Origin of the sequence: Salipaludibacillus agaradhaerens, from assembly GCF_002019735.1 — a bacterium.
In the GTDB taxonomy this organism is placed as follows: Bacteria; Bacillota; Bacilli; order Bacillales; family Salisediminibacteriaceae; genus Salipaludibacillus; species Salipaludibacillus agaradhaerens.
Window position 1 is genome coordinate 2,384,838 of the sequence record NZ_KV917378.1, and the last position, 16,207, is coordinate 2,401,044.

At 39.9% G+C, this 16,207-nt stretch carries 17 protein-coding genes; 7 read left to right on the forward strand and 10 right to left on the reverse strand.

The features are described from left to right. Positions 1–4: 4 nt before the first annotated feature. The 3 genes from BK581_RS20135 to BK581_RS11145 all read right to left on the reverse strand — a co-directional run bounded on the left by BK581_RS20135 (position 5) and on the right by BK581_RS11145 (position 1,385). A complete protein-coding gene (locus BK581_RS20135; RefSeq protein WP_169837681.1) occupies positions 5–181 on the reverse strand; it encodes a hypothetical protein in 177 nt (58 codons plus the stop codon). Between the two features lie 135 nt (positions 182–316). Next, positions 317–625 (reverse strand): AzlD domain-containing protein, encoded by a 309-nt coding sequence (locus tag BK581_RS11140; RefSeq protein ID WP_078578247.1) that lies wholly within the window; start codon positions 623–625, stop codon positions 317–319. Then, positions 618–1,385, reverse strand: a complete 768-nt coding sequence (locus BK581_RS11145; protein ID WP_308240406.1) for an AzlC family ABC transporter permease — start codon at positions 1,383–1,385, stop codon at positions 618–620. Before BK581_RS11145 ends, BK581_RS11140 begins: the two co-directional genes overlap by 8 nt. 109 nt (positions 1,386–1,494) lie before the next feature. Here BK581_RS11145 and BK581_RS11150 point away from each other — a divergent pair, with 109 nt between their 5' ends. Next, on the forward strand, positions 1,495–2,049 hold the full coding sequence (locus BK581_RS11150; protein WP_078578248.1) for a helix-turn-helix domain-containing protein: 555 nt from the start codon (positions 1,495–1,497) through the stop codon (positions 2,047–2,049). A gap of 2 nt (positions 2,050–2,051) precedes the next feature. Here the strand turns inward: BK581_RS11150 and BK581_RS11155 are convergent, their stop codons facing one another. Further along, positions 2,052–3,086 (reverse strand): helix-turn-helix transcriptional regulator, encoded by a 1,035-nt coding sequence (locus tag BK581_RS11155; protein ID WP_169837682.1) that lies wholly within the window; start codon positions 3,084–3,086, stop codon positions 2,052–2,054. 123 nt (positions 3,087–3,209) lie between these two features. Here BK581_RS11155 and BK581_RS11160 point away from each other — a divergent pair, with 123 nt between their 5' ends. The 3 genes from BK581_RS11160 to BK581_RS11170 all read left to right on the forward strand — a co-directional run bounded on the left by BK581_RS11160 (position 3,210) and on the right by BK581_RS11170 (position 6,650). After that, entirely contained in the window at positions 3,210–3,911 is a 702-nt protein-coding gene (locus BK581_RS11160) for a class I SAM-dependent methyltransferase (protein ID WP_078578250.1), read from the forward strand. 3 nt (positions 3,912–3,914) lie between these two features. After that, a complete protein-coding gene (locus BK581_RS11165; protein WP_078578251.1) occupies positions 3,915–5,042 on the forward strand; it encodes a saccharopine dehydrogenase NADP-binding domain-containing protein in 1,128 nt (375 codons plus the stop codon). A gap of 315 nt (positions 5,043–5,357) precedes the next feature. Beyond that, positions 5,358–6,650: a histidine--tRNA ligase gene (locus BK581_RS11170; protein ID WP_078578252.1), complete on the forward strand. Its 1,293-nt coding sequence runs from the start codon at positions 5,358–5,360 to the stop codon at positions 6,648–6,650. A 124-nt stretch (positions 6,651–6,774) separates the two neighbouring features. Here the strand turns inward: BK581_RS11170 and BK581_RS11175 are convergent, their stop codons facing one another. Together BK581_RS11175 and BK581_RS11180 are read right to left on the reverse strand one after the other, a co-directional pair. After that, entirely contained in the window at positions 6,775–7,212 is a 438-nt protein-coding gene (locus tag BK581_RS11175; protein WP_078578253.1) for a GNAT family N-acetyltransferase, read from the reverse strand. A 305-nt stretch (positions 7,213–7,517) separates the two neighbouring features. After that, complete coding sequence (locus tag BK581_RS11180) at positions 7,518–8,828, reverse strand: DUF6612 family protein (RefSeq protein WP_078578254.1); 1,311 nt, start codon at positions 8,826–8,828, stop codon at positions 7,518–7,520. Positions 8,829–9,337: 509 nt separating this feature from the next. On the opposite strand from BK581_RS11180, the gene BK581_RS11185 reads away from it, so the two are divergent. Together BK581_RS11185 and BK581_RS11190 are read left to right on the forward strand one after the other, a co-directional pair. Next, entirely contained in the window at positions 9,338–9,847 is a 510-nt protein-coding gene (locus tag BK581_RS11185) for a hypothetical protein (protein ID WP_078578255.1), read from the forward strand. 172 nt (positions 9,848–10,019) lie between these two features. Further along, on the forward strand, positions 10,020–11,213 hold the full coding sequence (locus BK581_RS11190; protein WP_078578256.1) for a chromate transporter: 1,194 nt from the start codon (positions 10,020–10,022) through the stop codon (positions 11,211–11,213). A gap of 171 nt (positions 11,214–11,384) precedes the next feature. Here BK581_RS11190 and BK581_RS20140 read toward each other — a convergent pair whose 3' ends face one another. Then, complete coding sequence (locus BK581_RS20140; RefSeq protein ID WP_169837684.1) at positions 11,385–11,528, reverse strand: hypothetical protein; 144 nt, start codon at positions 11,526–11,528, stop codon at positions 11,385–11,387. Here BK581_RS20140 and BK581_RS11195 point away from each other — a divergent pair. Beyond that, positions 11,527–12,141, forward strand: coding sequence for a hypothetical protein (locus BK581_RS11195; RefSeq protein WP_211273960.1), 615 nt, complete (start codon positions 11,527–11,529; stop codon positions 12,139–12,141). The two genes, BK581_RS20140 and BK581_RS11195, sit on opposite strands and share 2 nt — an antisense overlap. Before the next feature lie 85 nt (positions 12,142–12,226). Here the strand turns inward: BK581_RS11195 and BK581_RS11200 are convergent, their stop codons facing one another. The 3 genes from BK581_RS11200 to BK581_RS11210 form a co-directional block, all read right to left on the reverse strand. Next, the gene (locus BK581_RS11200) at positions 12,227–14,278 is read right to left on the reverse strand and encodes a methyl-accepting chemotaxis protein (RefSeq protein ID WP_078578257.1); all 2,052 of its coding nucleotides are present in this window, start codon (positions 14,276–14,278) and stop codon (positions 12,227–12,229) included. A 270-nt stretch (positions 14,279–14,548) separates the two neighbouring features. Continuing rightward, positions 14,549–15,841: a PTS sugar transporter subunit IIC gene (locus BK581_RS11205; RefSeq protein ID WP_078578258.1), complete on the reverse strand. Its 1,293-nt coding sequence runs from the start codon at positions 15,839–15,841 to the stop codon at positions 14,549–14,551. Positions 15,842–15,891: 50 nt separating this feature from the next. Continuing rightward, positions 15,892–16,206, reverse strand: a complete 315-nt coding sequence (locus BK581_RS11210; RefSeq protein WP_078578259.1) for a PTS sugar transporter subunit IIB — start codon at positions 16,204–16,206, stop codon at positions 15,892–15,894. Position 16,207 lies beyond the last annotated feature (1 nt).

Here is a 16,207-nt window from a genome sequence, read left to right on the forward strand (position 1 = left end):
GACTTTAAAAATAACTCACAATAGACGTGGCTGTACCAAAAGCATTGACTTTTTTGGGCAGTCTCTCTATTTTACCGCGATCACTATTATGAAAAGATTGGAACCCTGCTTTTACCCAAGGATACCACTGTAAGATCGGCGCCACATTACCTTGCCGTGTCTTAGTAGTCCGCCGAGTCATATTCCGCCTCCTCAAGAAAACCACCTTGCGGGATCTTCAGCTATTGCTTTTGCCGCTGGCGTTGCCCCCTGCCTTTGCGAGTATGTATCTTCCACAATTGATGTCGTGACACTTCCCGATCTTTAACGACACCAGCTAGCCCGCAAGTATGACATCCATAATAAAAACACCGGTAATCCCACCAATGACAACCAAAATTAAATTAACCTTTAACGCTGCAAGAATGAGCGCAGCAAGAGATCCCATAATAGCTGACTCAATATTTTCCACAGAGAAGAGAATATCAGGGAAAATAAGACTGGCCAATACAGCATATGGCACAAATTCAAGAAAACGTCTCATCCTCACTGGCAATTGGACCTTTTGTAAAAACACCATTGGGAGCATGCGTGGAATGTAGGTCACTAATCCCATTCCGATGACTAAAAAGATTAAGCTAGTCATGAGACTCACCTTCTTTCTCAGGGAAAATGGCTACGCCGATACTTGCTGCGATGACAGTAGACAGGATCACTCGCCAACCGTCTGACAATTGGATCATATCCGTCCAATAAATCAGGGAACTGATCGTGATCGCGATGAAGACAACAATAACTACCGAGCTAGATTTTTTTAGCGCTGGCACTAATAGGCCAATAAACATAGCAAAGAGAGCGATCCCCATACTGTTTTGTACGGATTGTGGTAGTCCCGACGCAAAAAATACCCCAATCCATGTCCCTATATTCCAAGCGGAAAAGGCAATGGTGTTTAGGCCGATGAGGTACATGGCTGGTAGATCTTTTTCTTCTTGGATTGATGCAACACTAAATGTTTCGTCTGTCACGCCGAATGATAGGAGAGACAATTGTTTCTTCGATGTGGTATCAGACACGCGTTGTGATAGCGAAGCAGTCATGAGGAAATGACGTAAATTCAGGATGAATGTCGTCAAAATAATTTCCCAATACATCACCCCAGCCATGATGAGATTCACACCGATGAATTGACTGGCACCGGCAAAAATAATGAGCGACATGAGAATTGTAACGAGATCTGGAATACCAGAAGCTTTAGCTAGGAGGCCAAAAGCAATGGCAATAGGAATATAACCTATGGCAACTGGAACACCTGCCTGCATCCCCCGCTTAAAATAATGACGGTGTGAAGGTTGTTTATAATCTATCGCGTCAAAAGAGTCTTTTTTCATAGTTTGATTAGACATCGTATCACCTCTTCGATACAATATAATATAGCATATTTTTTAATTAATATAAAATATATTATCACTTTTGTATGTTATAACATCCCTTTGTTATGGAAGGTGAACGTGAATGGATCCCATTAATATTACGATCGCTGAAAAATTAAGAAAAATTCGTAAGGAAAAAGGCCTGAGCTTGGATAAAGCAGCAGACCTAACCGGTGTGAGCAAAGCGATGCTCGGCCAAATTGAGCGAGGGGTATCAAATCCAACCGTCTCTATTTTATGGAAAATCGCTAACGGTTTAAAGGTCTCCTTTTCTTCTTTTGTGGAAGAAGATGAGCCTGCCGTATCCCTTGTAAAAATGGCGAATGTCAAACCTGTCGTTGATGAAGGCGGCAAATACCGTGTCTTCCCACTCTTTCCTTATCAGCAAGACAAATCGTTTGAGTTTTATACGATTTTCCTTGAGGAAGGGCACAGTCACAAGGCAGAGGCACACCATGCCGGCGTGGAAGAATATATAACTGTTTCAGAAGGGGAGCTGATCATTGACGTTGACGGGCAACGCTATACAATTTATGAAGGGGACGCCCTCCGATTTAAAGCAGACAGAGCCCATGTTTATATCAATGAAAGCACTGGTACGACACGCTTTCATCTCGTGATTTATTATCCACATTAAACTTAACGGAATTTCCACACGAGTTCTCTACGACTTGTCACGTGCGTCTTTTCAAAAATCGCTTTCAAGTGATCTTGGACCGTGTATGGAGAGATATAACAAGCTGCGGCAATTTCTTTAGTTGATAAGCCTTTCATCACTTTTTCTAAAACCTCTCGCTCTCTATTTGTCAGACGGTAAAGGTTTGTTAAATAAGGGAAAATAGCGTCCCGCTCAGCTCGTTGGATCAGCACGGCCAATGATATGATTTTTTTGTCCACGATTAAGGGCGTTGCTTCTAGCGTTAAAAAGGCCTCTCCTCTTAATCTCATCATAACTTTTTTATTCTTCAGGCTGGCTGTCGCAGCTGAACATATAGCTCTTATTGGCCTCGGTACGAGCCTGCTCCCCTGGATATTTTCCCGTTCCCTTAGCTTATCCAACCACATTGTTCCTCGCTCATTTCCAGCCATGAGTTCTATCTTTTCTGAAAAAGTTAAGACACCAGTATCTTCAGTAGATTTCTCCTGAAAGCTTAGAGACAATTGGTTTTCTATGCTCTCAAGTCCCTCAGCTATCGTCTGGGAAAGTTGAGATAGTATCTCCTCATCTTCGTCATTAAAAAGAGGGTGTTGATGCCCTCTAAATAACGTCATAAATCCTTTACACTCATGTTCTTTCATTACAACAACGCGTAGCTCATCAGTGAAACCTGCTGGACGTAAAACTTGCTGCCAACGGACACACGTCTTATTGTTTAACTGCATCGCTTGTCTTAAAGCTGCTGCACGACTATTGGAGGCAACTAATGCCTTATATGAATGAAGATCTTCCTGACGATATTCATTTTCAAACAAACGAGCATGAAGTTCCTCAATACACTCATCCGTCACCGCCCCTGTGGACAGTAACGTGTCTTTATCAACTGTTGTAAAACAACCTGCTTGATAGGGAACGATTCGCTTTAGACCATGAAGGATCCGTCTCTGATAATCACTTAACGATGTGGCTTTACTCTCGATCATCGTCAATGCGTTCTTTGCCTTTTCTATCTCCACCTTGTGCCTCCCTCTTAAACCCCACATTTCTGGGATCGATAAACGCTCATCATCTACTTATAATTGAGAATGATTCTTACTTAAGTTTAACCAATTACAGACTAAATAAAAAGAGGTGTTATTATGAAACATGCAAACATGAATTGGAACAATGATCATAAAGTGGCAACTTATCGAGAATCCATTCCATTAAAAATCCCCGCCTATCATACATTGCATACGATGATGTCTTCCTTTCTTACAGCAGGCATTAATGAGAAAGAACCCGGCATTTTAATCGTGGGCGGTGGCGGTGGAAAAGAACTAGATGTTCTGGCAAAACGCCATTCTCATTGGCACTATACGATCGTCGATCCTTCAAATCGTATGCTTGAACTGGCTGCCCGTGTTAAAGAACAACTACCTTTCCCGCATTCAGTCACCTTATGTCATGGTGACTTATCAACTGTCCCCTATGAGCGGCTTTATTCTGCCATTACTTGCTTACTTGTGGCCCATTTTATTGAAAATGAAAAGAAACCCGCTTTTTTGCAAGACATGTATCGGCGTTTAAAACCTGGTGGTATGTTAGTCATAACAACGATGAATGACTTGGAGAATCACCCTTCTAGATTAGTGTATGAGAACGCTTGGCTAGATTTTATGGAGCTGAAGGGTTGCTGCTCGGGACAGTGGAACACGTTCAAATCATCATTTGGCAAAACCACTCATTTAATGGCAAGTGACACATTTGAGCAGTTACTTACTACCACAGGTTTTCAACCACCTACACGGTTTTTCAGTTCATTTTTAATTGATGGATGGATAGCATTTAAGGAGGCGTAAAATATGAAGTCATCTATTGTCGTCATCGGTGGGTATGGGCAAACAGGAAGGACTATTTGTCAGGCTTTAAGCGACTACTATCCCGGTAACGTCTATGCAGCTGGCAGAAATAAAAAGAAAGCAGAGGCTTTTTCATACGAAACGGATAACAAAGTACGGCCATTTTGCTTGGATGTCAATGACATGACGGATTGGGATTGGCTTGATTCAACGAAACTTGTCATTGTCTGTTTGGACTTACACTCAACTTTATTGGCCGATAAGTGTGCCTCATCTGGCACTCATTACATGGATATCTCTTCGAACGGGATATTATTTAGCAAACTGAAGGAAAAAGCCCTTCCTCCAACACAATCTACGACGCTGTTAAGTGTTGGCCTAGCCCCAGGACTCACTAATTTACTGGCTCAGCACACCACAAATCTATTAGCTGACACAGAGCATATAGATATTAGTATTATATTAGGAATGGGAGATACTCATGGTGAGGCAGCCCTTTTATGGACAATGAAGCATTTAGCTTCCTCTTATCCAACGTTCACCACCTCTGGTCATAAAAAAGTAAGAAGCTTTTCAGGGAGGAAAAAAGTTGATTTTGGCAACACATTAGGTGTCCGCTCAGTGTATCGTTTCCCCTTTTCTGATCAACAGACATTACCTTGCACCTTAAATGTACCATCTGTCACTACCCGTCTAGGATTTGACTCATCCGTTTTAACGAACGGATTAGCTGTCATGCGTAACACAGGATTGTTGGGCCTATTAGCACATGAGCGGTTCACCACATATCTTTCTCAGTTCTTAACACGATATAAGAAGGGATCTGCTCTATTTGCTGTTAAAGTTGAAGCATCTGGGACACTGAATGGTCATCATACGAAACGAAGTGCTCTTGTAATAGGTGAAAATGAATCGCTTATAACAGCAAAAGTTGCCGCAGCAGCGGGAAGATTCCTATATGAAGACCTCCTTCCCCCAGGGACGTATCATAGTGACGAACTTTTCTCACTTACTGATACAGATGATGCATTATTCTTAAAATTGAAAACTGACTCTAGAGAAGAACCTGTCTCATCGATCGTTAAACATGAAAAAAACAGAGACAACTTCTTTTACACGCTCCTAACTTGACAAGTAGAAAGTGGTGCAATCAATTGACGTATTCCCCTTGCCCTTTCATGAAAAAAATGATACATTACATCATTAAGAGGTGATCACCATGGTTTTTGTGAATCCGTTGGTACAACTTCATCATCATAACTATTAGTCTTGCTAGCGATTTTTAAATCGTTTATAGGAAGACTATTTATACTGCAACCGCATGTGATAAGTTTAAACAACTTTTATCACGTGCGGTTTTTTTGTCATAGATAACCGTCCGTAAAACGCCACTGATTGAAGGTTCGTTTTATGTTGATGGAAAAAATAAAATAGAGGAGAATCAAGATGAAGAAAATGGCTTATCAAAATGTGAAAGGGACACAAGATTATTTACCACAAGCTGAAACAATCAGGCGGACAATTCGCCAAACGTTAGAACAGACGTTTATCACGTACGGCTATCAACCGTTAGAAACGCCGATTTTAAATTATACTGATTTACTTGCATCTAAATATGGCGGAGGAGCTGAAATTTTAAAGGAAATGTATCAATTAAGCGATCAAGGTCAACGGGATTTAGCCTTGCGTTATGATTTAACAATCCCCTTTGCTAAAGTAATTGGGTTAAACCCTTCTTTAAAAATGCCATTTAAACGTTATGAAATCGGCAAGGTTTTTCGAGACGGACCAATAAAAACAGGCAGGTTAAGAGAGTTTACACAATGCGATGTGGATATTACGGGCACCTCTTCTATTTTGGCTGAAGCCGAATTAATGCTAATGGCGTTAGATGCTTTTAAAAAGTTAGATTTGAAAGTGACGATTCAATATAATAACCGAAAATTATTAACAGGTCTACTCGCTTTTTTGGATACACCATCCGATCTGATAAATGAGACGATTTTGATACTTGATAAATTAGAGAAGATAGGTACTGAAGGCGTTATAAGCGAGTTAATGAAAAAGAACTTGCCATTAAATACTGTTCAAAAAATTAAGCGGTTTGTAGATGATTCTCACAACACTGACCTGACTTATTTAAAGAATGTCGCAGGGACAAATGAGACTTTCACACAAGGGCTAGAAGAATTAGAGGCCTTATCAACGTATTTAACGTACCTTAACGTGAATGACAAGTGTTCATTTAACCCTTTTTTAGCAAGAGGACTAGATATTTATACAGGCACTGTGTATGAAGTCTTTTTAACTGACAGTTCGATCACGTCAAGCATTGGGAGCGGTGGGAGATATGATCGTACGATCGGTGGACTTATTGGGGGAGACGACGTTTTTCCTACTGTGGGACTTTCCTTCGGTCTTGATGTTATTTACACCGCTTTAAAAGGTAGAGGCTCTGATGAGCGCGGCGAATCAGAGTACCTCGTCCTGCCTGTTACAACTTCCACAACTAAAGAAGCTCTTGCAGTGGCACAATTTTTACGAACGAGAGGTTACCAAGCGAATATTGAGATGAGTGGGCGAAAACTGAATAAAGTGATGGAAAAGGCTAATAAAGACAACATCCGTTATGTGGTAGTCATCGGCGAGGATGAGGTGCGACGCGGGGTGATGAACGTGAAAGATATGAGCACCGGAAAAACAGAGTTAAAAGCATTTAACTACGCTGCTCCCCTTTAAGGCATAAGTAGCTAGACCTTTATACAATGCTTATATTGTCCTTAGTGTCCTTAGAATAATTTTAAAAGCAGCTCAAGAGATCAGTCCTCCATGAGCTGCTTTTTCTGTATGTTAATCGGTATTATTATTTCAGATCCTTTTTAAACACATAGCTGGCTTTATCGTAAGCCATTTTTTTCTCATAAAACCGATGAGCATTTGTTCGTTTCAAGCCTGAAGAGAGTGCCACTTTTTTGTAGCTATGGGCCCTTGCCCACTCCTCTACATACGTCAACAGTTTTTCTCCGCAGCCATTAGATCGGCTCGCATTATCTGTAACAAGATCACAAACCCAAACAAATCGCGCATAGTATAACGTTATCATCGGTTTAAATCCTGCAACAGCAACCATTTTATCATTGTCAAATAAAGCGACTAGCCGGTACTGGTCATCTGCCATCGCTTCCTCTACGAGCGCTACATAGGTGTCCCTATCAAGGTGCGTGCGTAACTGCTTCATAATCGGGAACGTTTTTATAATATCATCACGCGTTGTCATCTCAATCACGTTTTCGGTAAGCATCGTATCCCTTCCCTCCTAAGGTTTTATGATATGACTCTTTAACCGTATATAAATGATAGCATACTCTTCTTTCCAAGCAATTCCTCTAACTAGAATATTTTAGCTTTCTCCCCCAGTAACATAACCACGAACAAATGCCCAACAGACTGGAAATCTCTTTTTCACCAGAAGGCACATACAAGTGAATGGGATGGCGCCACCTGAATAGCTTGGAAAATTGCTTAAAGACCTTTAATTCAGCACATATTAAAACAAGACAGCTCGTTTTAACGAATTGTCTTGTTTTCTTATCGTGCGTGCACCATCTATTGAACGAAGCCACCGATTAAATAATCATCTTGAATAAAGACCATATACGTGCCATCTTCTAAGCGACTTACTGTCACATCTACTTCAACAGGGTCTGCGCCATATATATGCATGTCCCCATATAAATCAATTAAAATTTCAACGTTTCTTTCAAAAATGTCCTCTTGATCCACGTCACCTGCTTCGACTTCCTCAATCAATTGTTGTTCAGCAACCGATTGGACAGCCCAATCTTGGAGCCCCTCGATTGATAATGTCACAACAATTTGCTGATTTGACGTCAATTGGGAGTCGACGACCTCGTAGGATGTTTGTGAAAGTGCCTCCATAAACGCATCTGTTAAAGCATCGATAGCGTCACTGGAAACCACTTCCCCCATATTTGCTTCTGTGTTTAACCGATAAAATTCTTTGAAGCTTTCTTTTTGTCGGTCTCCTTCCGATTGTTTCTCTTCAGGAGAACCAGAACCTGCTGCGTTCTCTCCAAAAACTTCGGCATTTTGATAAACGGTTGCTTCAATAAGTGCTTCTAAATAGTTAGCGGCTTCTTCTTCATATAGGGCTTGTTCTTCTTCACCGACTAACGTGTCTAACATGGCAGGTTTTTTTATCTCAGTAGTATTATGATTAGAATACGTATACGTATTTTCACCTATCACATCCGTCGTTATATCTTGTGATGTAACAGTATAATCTAGCACCTCATGAATTTCTTGAATTCTATCAGTCTCTTGATCTATCGTAATGGTAAGCTCTATCTTATTTGCAGAAACATCTGTGAATTCTGGTGCACTTAGGTCTTGTTTCCTGATTTCTTCGGCTAAACCTTCTGCATATAGTTGCTGCGCCTTATCATCCCCGATATACGTAAGAAGGTAGGCATCGTCTGTCACTTCCAGTTCAAATTTTTTTTCTATTTCCGCATCAAACTCTTTTAATCGTCTCATAGGATTTTCATGATGTTCTATAAAGTTCGTCATCACTGCTTTGTAACTATCGGCACTTGTTGCTTCAGGATGCATCACTGAGCCATTTATAATAATGCCTATATTATCACCCTCTTGATATAACTCTGCATACTCATCATCAGTCACTAAATAATACGTCTCATTTTTGTAATCTAGACTCATCATCCAGCTACTTTTTATGTCATCGACTTCTATATCAAATGACACATCCATAGAGTCCGTTACTGTGTGGACATCACTTGCAGTTTTAAACACCTCATCGGCAGCAGGCTCAGACTGACAAGCCACAACAGTAAAAAGACTAATAAATAAACAACCACCTAAGAATAATTTTTTCATATTTCCCCCTAAATCGTCTCTATTATTCGTTTGACCTTATATAACCCTGTCAATAACTTACTCAGTTTACCATTTTTTTGAGTGTTTGGATGTTCTCTATGCCATGCCAATCTAAAATAGTCCTTTAGACCTTCCCAACATGCTACAAGTATCAAGGGTTCACTTTTTCTAGAAGATTGTTCTATTAAAATAAACAATTCCTAAGACCTATAATCACGCACTAGATTAAGTCGTTAGAATCATTTTTACAACTAAATTAAAATTGTGACAAAAAACGACAACTTCTTAGTAAAAAATTTGTTAGGATATTGTTTGTTTGGTTTAATTGTCGAATAGCGGTTATTCGTTACAACCTCCTCACGTGACAAATAAGGGGCATTTTCATACTTCTGAAGTACGCACGCCTTTATTTATGAGCAGTATAGGGGTATTTTTATTTAACACTCTTCTACTTTATTAAAGAGAAAATGTGTTTATATATTATATTTTTTTAAAAAGGGGTTATAGAAATGAAAAAAACAAAAAAAATAATTTTAATGATGACATTAGGTTGTCTAGCTATTCTCGCAACAGCATGTAGTCCTACCAATGAACTTGTCGATTACTGGAACGACCACTACCTCGTTAATTATGCAGAACCTATAGATGAGTTTTTTGATAATTTAGCTGAGTATGAGAACTCAGAAATTATAAGTCAAGAAGATGAGATTGCAGCTATTCATGCTCTTCAAGAACAGCATGCTAATATTATTGCTACACTTGAAGACTTTGACATTTCTCATGATGAAACACAAGAGGTCCACGATATGCTATTAAGTGCTAATAAACATCGAACAGAAGGTTTAGCATCACTTGAAGAATCTATCTCCGCTTTTTTTGTAGATGACTGGGAAACAAATGAACAAGAGTGGGCCAACTACTATGAAAGCTTCACTAAAGCTAACGTTGAAGAAGAAAAATACCATGAAAAATGGGAAGAACTAATCGAAGAGTTTAATATAGAGGTTGAAGAAGAATAACTTAAAGCTGCCAAATTGGCAGCTTTTTATGGTCTTACAGTACCCTCTATACAGGACTATACACTATTTGGCAGTGTAAAGATTTTATTAAAAAATTCCCCCGTGCATTGAGTAATAGAGGTTACTTTGCTATTATCACCAAAGATATAATACTTGAACAGAAGGTGAAAAAATGGCTAACCACTCTCAATATACGTTTAAAACCTTATGGGAAATCTTTTTAGTATCATCACGCCTTGGTTTCACGTCATTTGGCGGACCAATCGCTCATTTAGGCTATTTTCACGATGAATACGTCCGTCGACGAAAATGGCTCAATGAACAGAATTATGCTGACCTCGTCGCATTGTGCCAATTCCTCCCTGGCCCAGCTAGCAGCCAAGTAGGCATCGGAATTGGTCTATTTCGTGGTAGCATTCTCGGGGCCATCATCTCATTCATCGGGTTTACATTGCCATCCGTTTTAGCTCTAATGGTATTCGCCCTTTTTTTACAAACATATGGCTTGAATGATACAGGCTGGATTAATGGGCTTAAACTAGTCGCTGTAGCTGTTGTTGCTCATGCCATTATAGGTATGGCAAAAAACTTAACTCCTGATACTACAAGAAAAACCATTGCCTTACTTGCGGTTATACTAACCGTGTTGTGGCAAACTGCTTATACACAAGTCGCAGTAATCTTAATTGCAGGGATGCTCGGCTATATCCTTTATCGTCAGAGTGTTACTGACTCGACCAGAGATGAAAGTGTTTTTCCATTATCGAAACGACTAGGTATTATCTGTTTAACGTTATTTTTTGGGCTCTTATTTGTTCTTCCAATACTGAGAGAGGTTACCTCTTATAACTGGATAGCAATCGTAGATAGTTTTTATCGCTCCGGTTCGCTTGTCTTTGGCGGAGGCCATGTTGTGTTGCCCTTACTCGAAAGAGAATTTGTTCCGACAGGCTGGCTTAGCGAAGAGCAATTTTTAACTGGGTATGGCGCTGCTCAAGCTGTTCCAGGGCCTCTTTTCACTTTCGCCACTTATCTCGGGACGGTTATTGCCGGGTGGCAAGGAGGGTTATTGGCAACTGCTGCTATTTTCTTGCCTGCTTTTTTACTTATTATCGGGGCACTCCCTTTCTGGAATGAGTTGAGGAAAAACCCCCATATGAAGGCTGCCTTAATGGGGGTAAATGCCGCTGTTGTTGGCATTTTAATTTCTGCTTTCTATGTCCCTATTTGGACGAGTACGATTGTGACTGCTTATGATTTCGCTTTTGCAGCGTTACTTTTCTCTATGCTCGCCTACTGGAAATTACCAGCGTGGATCGTCGTCCTAGCTGGAGCTTTCGGTGGTTTACTTATAGCTCTCATTTAACCCTTTCATAAGTAAGTGCTGGCGCTATCTATCTCGCTACCTTTGTCTAAACTTAGTCTGGCCAGTTGCCACAACTCACATTCTCATATCAACACACATAATTCTTCACGTCAAAAGCCTCTATGTGTGTATTCCTCCCTCTTTTAACTGAAAAATGACCTTTAAAAAAGGCTATGCTCGAATTGCTAATAGCAACCCGGCATAGCCTTCTGAAAATATTGCCATCTCTTTTTGCTCATAAAATCCATCTATAAACGTGATAATAACTTTTGTGGCAGCGTTTAATACGTTTGCTGAGAAATGGGGGATCAGCATGGTTGTCACGCAACTCTTTATTACTCTGGTGTTGATTGGAGCCATTACGTGGGTGATTGTAAAATTGACACAGGTTAAGCCATCTCCCGTTCTTGCAAGATCTTCACAGCGTTCAAAGGAAAGCCCATCTTATGAGGAGGAATTTGCTATGGAATATGAAGAAAGAAGAAAGATCGAAAAGGCTGTCGATAAAGAAGTTGCTGAAGAGCTAACACCACTTAAAGATCAATTAAAAAGTATCCAAACTAAAATGAGTGAACTGCAATCTTCACAGCAACAAGGCGGGAGTACGAGCCAAACGCAACAACAGGCTAATGACCTCGCCCAACAGTTACAACAGTTTAGTTCTCAAGCTCAACAGCAACAGCAGCAGACGATTCAACAACTTCAGAAGTCCATTCAACAGGCCTCTCAAACGTTGCAGGGAGTGGATCAATCTTTACAATCTTTCGGCGTATTAAGTCAAATAACTGACCAGATGAATCAGTCCCAAGATCAGCTGACTCAACAAATGAATCAGCAAAACCAACAAAATCAACAGAGTCAGCAATCACAATCCCAAACTAATGGTCAGTCTACCTCACAAACCTCGAGTCAATCTACGCTTCAATAAATCACATCAGAGGTACGAAGGCAGGTTTAAACTGCCTTCGTTTTTGATACGTTACCTTAAAAGCAGATAGCTATTGTCGCTCAATTTATAATTTAAATTTAGAAATGCTTTCCTGCATTTTTTCTGCAAGCTTTGCCAGTTCTTCACTTGAATGGGCAATCTCTGCCATAGACGCTGTCTGCTCTTGCACAGATGCTGTCGCTTCCTGAGTGCTGGCTGCATTTTGTTCTGAAATGGCAGATAAATTATTAATTAAATGAATGATCTCTTCTTTTTTATCTTGCATTAAATGATCCGATTCCAACATATTGGTCATCGCTTGCTTCATTTTTTCAACTGCTCCGTCAATGCCTGTAAATTGAGCATTCGTTGTTTCTAAACTCGTTAATTGTGAACTTGTATTTTCATCCACTAAGTTCATCGTTTTCACCGAGTTTTTCGTTTTCTCAGTTAATTCTTGTATGATCGTGACAATTTCTTCAGTGAAATCGTTCGACTGTTCAGCGAGCTTACGTACTTCATCAGCGACAACGGCAAAGCCTTGTCCTGCTTCTCCTGCTCTCGCTGCTTCAATAGCAGCATTTAAGGCAAGTAAATTGGTTTGTTCCGAAATACCTTTAATCATTTGACTAGCTGACGCGATTTTTTCTGCACTGGCATCTGTCGTTACAATCATTTCTTTTATTTCCTTTATGGATTTCGTATTCACTTCTGTTTTTTCCACAAGGTCTCTCAAACTTTCTAACCCATCATTTTTCAATTCACTGACATGGCCAGTGGCATCCATTACAGTCGTCACAAGATTCTTGTTATTATCCATTAAAACGCCCAATTCTTGCACTTGCTCTGAGCCTTTCTCTGTATCAGAGGCCTGCGCTGAAGCACCTGACGCAATGTCTTCAATCGCTGAAGACACTTCACCCGACGCATTCGAAGAATGTTGGCTTGTCGCTGTCAATTGTTGCGAAGCAGCCGACACTTGCTCTGAAAGCTGGCCTGTCATTTGAATTAACCCAACAAGATTACGTCTCATATTAGTTAATGATTGAATAATTGTCCCTATTTCATCTTGGCGTCCCGCGTATTTTTCCAGAGCACTATTTGATGCTTCTGATAAATCGTAATTTGCTAATCGTTCAATTTCTCCTGTAGCTGTCATCAATGGTTTGCTAATCGTGTTACTAACGAAATAAGTAGCGACGATCGCAATGATCAATAAGAACACCGAGACCAATAATAAAACCGTCCTTAATTGCACAAGTTCTGCTAAAAGATCTGCCTCATCCACTTCGATAGCAAGCACCCAGTTCGTTCCTTCAATTGGCGCATAACCTACTAGAATTTTCTCCCCTGCAAAGGTATGATCTCCATACCCTGTTTCTCCGTGCTGAATATGGTTTTCAAATAGAAGTGAAAGCCCTTCTATAGATTCACCTTCTTCCTCTTCTTCTGAAACGTCTTCATCGGCTTCAATATCCGCCATCCCCAACAGATTTAATTGCATTTCTACAATACCAGGTTCATGGTGCGCCTGAAACGTCCCCTCACGATTCGCAATGAAGGTCCGAGTAGATTCGTGTCCTTCAAAATCAAATTCATTAATTAAGTTTGTCAGAAAAACAGCATCTTGTTCGCCATATAGCACCCCGGCAATTGATCCATTTTCTAATACAGGCACCGCGTAAGTGATGATGGCATTTCCTGAATTCTCATTGACTATAACATCTGAGACAATCTGCTCACCATTTAATGCTGTGGATAAGTAATCATGCTCTGCTAAATTGATTTCTGCACCTGAAGTAGCAAAATTGGGAGCGCTCTCACCAGCTTCAATATATGAAATGCTGTTAAAGTTCGTCGCCTCCAATTGCTCAGTAAAGAACGATATTTTCTCACTTTCTGGCACGTCTTCAGTAATAATTGGATTGTGAGAAGCCCCCTCTAGATAAGCTAATTCTGCTTGTAAGTTTGCATTGAGAAATCGTGTCATTTCTTCTGCAGCACTTGATAAGCCTATTTCCGCCTCACTTCGTAAACTGGATGCACTACTATAAATAGATATTCCTGCTAGTCCAATAACTGTTAACGTAATTAACCCTGTAAAAAAAATAATGAGTCTTGCTCTAATTGATTTCACGTCTTCTCCTCCTAGTTGATATCCCTTATGGTTTAATATAGTCCTAAAGACTTACTCTTCTTATTATGTCGGTACACAAGTTAAGGGTCTTTATGTCTAATACACTGTTAAGTGATTATTTGAAAAAGGAAAGATAAAAGTCCTAATAATGATTATCGAATTATAACCATTATTTTCATAAGACATGATTATAAGGAAGGTAAAGACAGCAAAAAACCGGGAGAGAATCTCCACCGGTTTTGCCCTTATATGGATTTGAATACTGATTGATTAAGCTTGTACTTCTTCCTTTGTGTTTCCTTGTGACTGCTGTTCTTCTTGATAGGCTTTTTTATCCACTGCACGGAAGAATGGAAAGTAAATTAATCCCGCGATGATAAAATTAATCATCTGCATGACAATGAGGATAAACCCACCTTGCAAAAAGGCACTGACGATAACAGGTGTTCCTAAAGGCAGATGAGCACCTGCCACGTATGGGACGAGTCCAGCTGACATAGCAGCATACGGGATAATGGCACCTAGTAATGGCCCAACAATAAATGGAATAGCGAAATAAGGATTCAGCACGATTGGCAGACCGAAAATTAACGGTTCATTAATGCCAAAGAAAGACCCTGGAAGCGCTAAGCGTCCTAATGTTTTGTACCGCTTACTTTTAGCCCAAAAAGCCATTAATAGACATAAAGATAAGGTTAAGCCTGATCCACCTGCAATAACAAACGTCATGAAAAATCCTGTGTTGACGATGTTAGGCAGTGCTTCACCTGCTGCTAGTGCATCTAAATTTTCTACTCCTAACGGCATCCAAATACTATAATAAATCGGTAAAATAACTAACATCCCATGAATTCCGAGCAACCATAACACTTGAACAACTAAGGTTAGAATAATAAGTGACCAGAAACCACCACCTAAATTTTGTAATGGCGCTTGAACAAAGGAATAAATAAAGTCATGGGCACTCCCGAAGTTGGTATTTGCGAAAATGACATTGACAATAGTAAATAAGATAACAATTAAAATCGCTGGAATTAACCCTGCAAATGTTTTAGATACCGTTGGCGGAACCCCATCTGGCATTTTGATTGTAATGCCTCTATCCACAATAAAGACATACAATCTGGCGGAAATGAGACCGACAATAATGGCAACGAATAAGCCTTGCGCTCCTAGAAATTGAAAGGGTAAAACCCGTGACTCATCTTCCATAAACGTAAATGGTGTCAATAACAAGAAGGAGATGAGTGAAATAAGTCCTGCTGGTGCACCATCTTTATTAAATGAGACAGATAGTCGATAAGCAATAAAAAACGCTGCGTAAATCGATATAATATTGATTGTATAAATGGACGGAAGTTGTAAAATATCTTTTAAGCCTGTGTTTGTGATGAATTCCTGATAACTTTCAATAGCCATACTTGCAAGTAATGTAGAGAAAGCCCCGATAATTAATGCCGGCAATGTGGATAACAGCCCATCAGAAATCGCTTTCAAATATTTGTTGCCGCTAATTTTCCCTGCTGTTTCCTGAAGTTTCATCTGTAATTCTTGTGTTTTCATTATTATCACCTCGAAGGAGATTGTTCGACTGATTCCTCAGCCGAATCGACTCAATTATTATTTTCAATCGTATTTAGCGCCCAATCCAACACTTTTTTTCCATTCATTGTCCCGTAATCTAGACTATCAATCACCTCAACAGGAATACCTTTTGAACTATAGTCACTTTCATATTGCTTCTTTAAATAAGACACTTGTGGGCCCAACAAAAGTATGTGAGCATCCTCGATATACTTACTCACATCTCCTCCTGATGAGGCATTGATGTTAATCTCTTCCTCCTTTTCTTTTGCTGCTTCCTCCATTTTGTTCACAAGCATGCTCGTAGACATTCCTGCTGCACAAACTAACAAAATATTTTTCATC

Bases quoted from the DNA above. Each gene is read 5' to 3' on its own strand.
- BK581_RS20135 (WP_169837681.1), bottom strand. From the start codon at position 181: ATGACTCGGCGGACTACTAAGACACGGCAAGGTAATGTGGCGCCGATC.
- BK581_RS11140 (WP_078578247.1), bottom strand. From the start codon at position 625: ATGACTAGCTTAATCTTTTTAGTCATCGGAATGGGATTAGTGACCTAC.
- BK581_RS11145 (WP_308240406.1), bottom strand. From the start codon at position 1,385: ATGTCTAATCAAACTATGAAAAAAGACTCTTTTGACGCGATAGATTAT.
- BK581_RS11150 (WP_078578248.1), top strand. From the start codon at position 1,495: ATGGATCCCATTAATATTACGATCGCTGAAAAATTAAGAAAAATTCGT.
- BK581_RS11160 (WP_078578250.1), top strand. From the start codon at position 3,210: ATGAAACATGCAAACATGAATTGGAACAATGATCATAAAGTGGCAACT.
- BK581_RS11165 (WP_078578251.1), top strand. From the start codon at position 3,915: ATGAAGTCATCTATTGTCGTCATCGGTGGGTATGGGCAAACAGGAAGG.
- BK581_RS11170 (WP_078578252.1), top strand. From the start codon at position 5,358: ATGAAGAAAATGGCTTATCAAAATGTGAAAGGGACACAAGATTATTTA.
- BK581_RS11175 (WP_078578253.1), bottom strand. From the start codon at position 7,212: ATGCTTACCGAAAACGTGATTGAGATGACAACGCGTGATGATATTATA.
- BK581_RS11180 (WP_078578254.1), bottom strand. From the start codon at position 8,828: ATGAAAAAATTATTCTTAGGTGGTTGTTTATTTATTAGTCTTTTTACT.
- BK581_RS11185 (WP_078578255.1), top strand. From the start codon at position 9,338: ATGAAAAAAACAAAAAAAATAATTTTAATGATGACATTAGGTTGTCTA.
- BK581_RS11190 (WP_078578256.1), top strand. From the start codon at position 10,020: ATGGCTAACCACTCTCAATATACGTTTAAAACCTTATGGGAAATCTTT.
- BK581_RS11195 (WP_211273960.1), top strand. From the start codon at position 11,527: ATGGTTGTCACGCAACTCTTTATTACTCTGGTGTTGATTGGAGCCATT.
- BK581_RS20140 (WP_169837684.1), bottom strand. From the start codon at position 11,528: ATGCTGATCCCCCATTTCTCAGCAAACGTATTAAACGCTGCCACAAAA.
- BK581_RS11205 (WP_078578258.1), bottom strand. From the start codon at position 15,841: ATGAAAACACAAGAATTACAGATGAAACTTCAGGAAACAGCAGGGAAA.
- BK581_RS11210 (WP_078578259.1), bottom strand. From the start codon at position 16,206: ATGAAAAATATTTTGTTAGTTTGTGCAGCAGGAATGTCTACGAGCATG.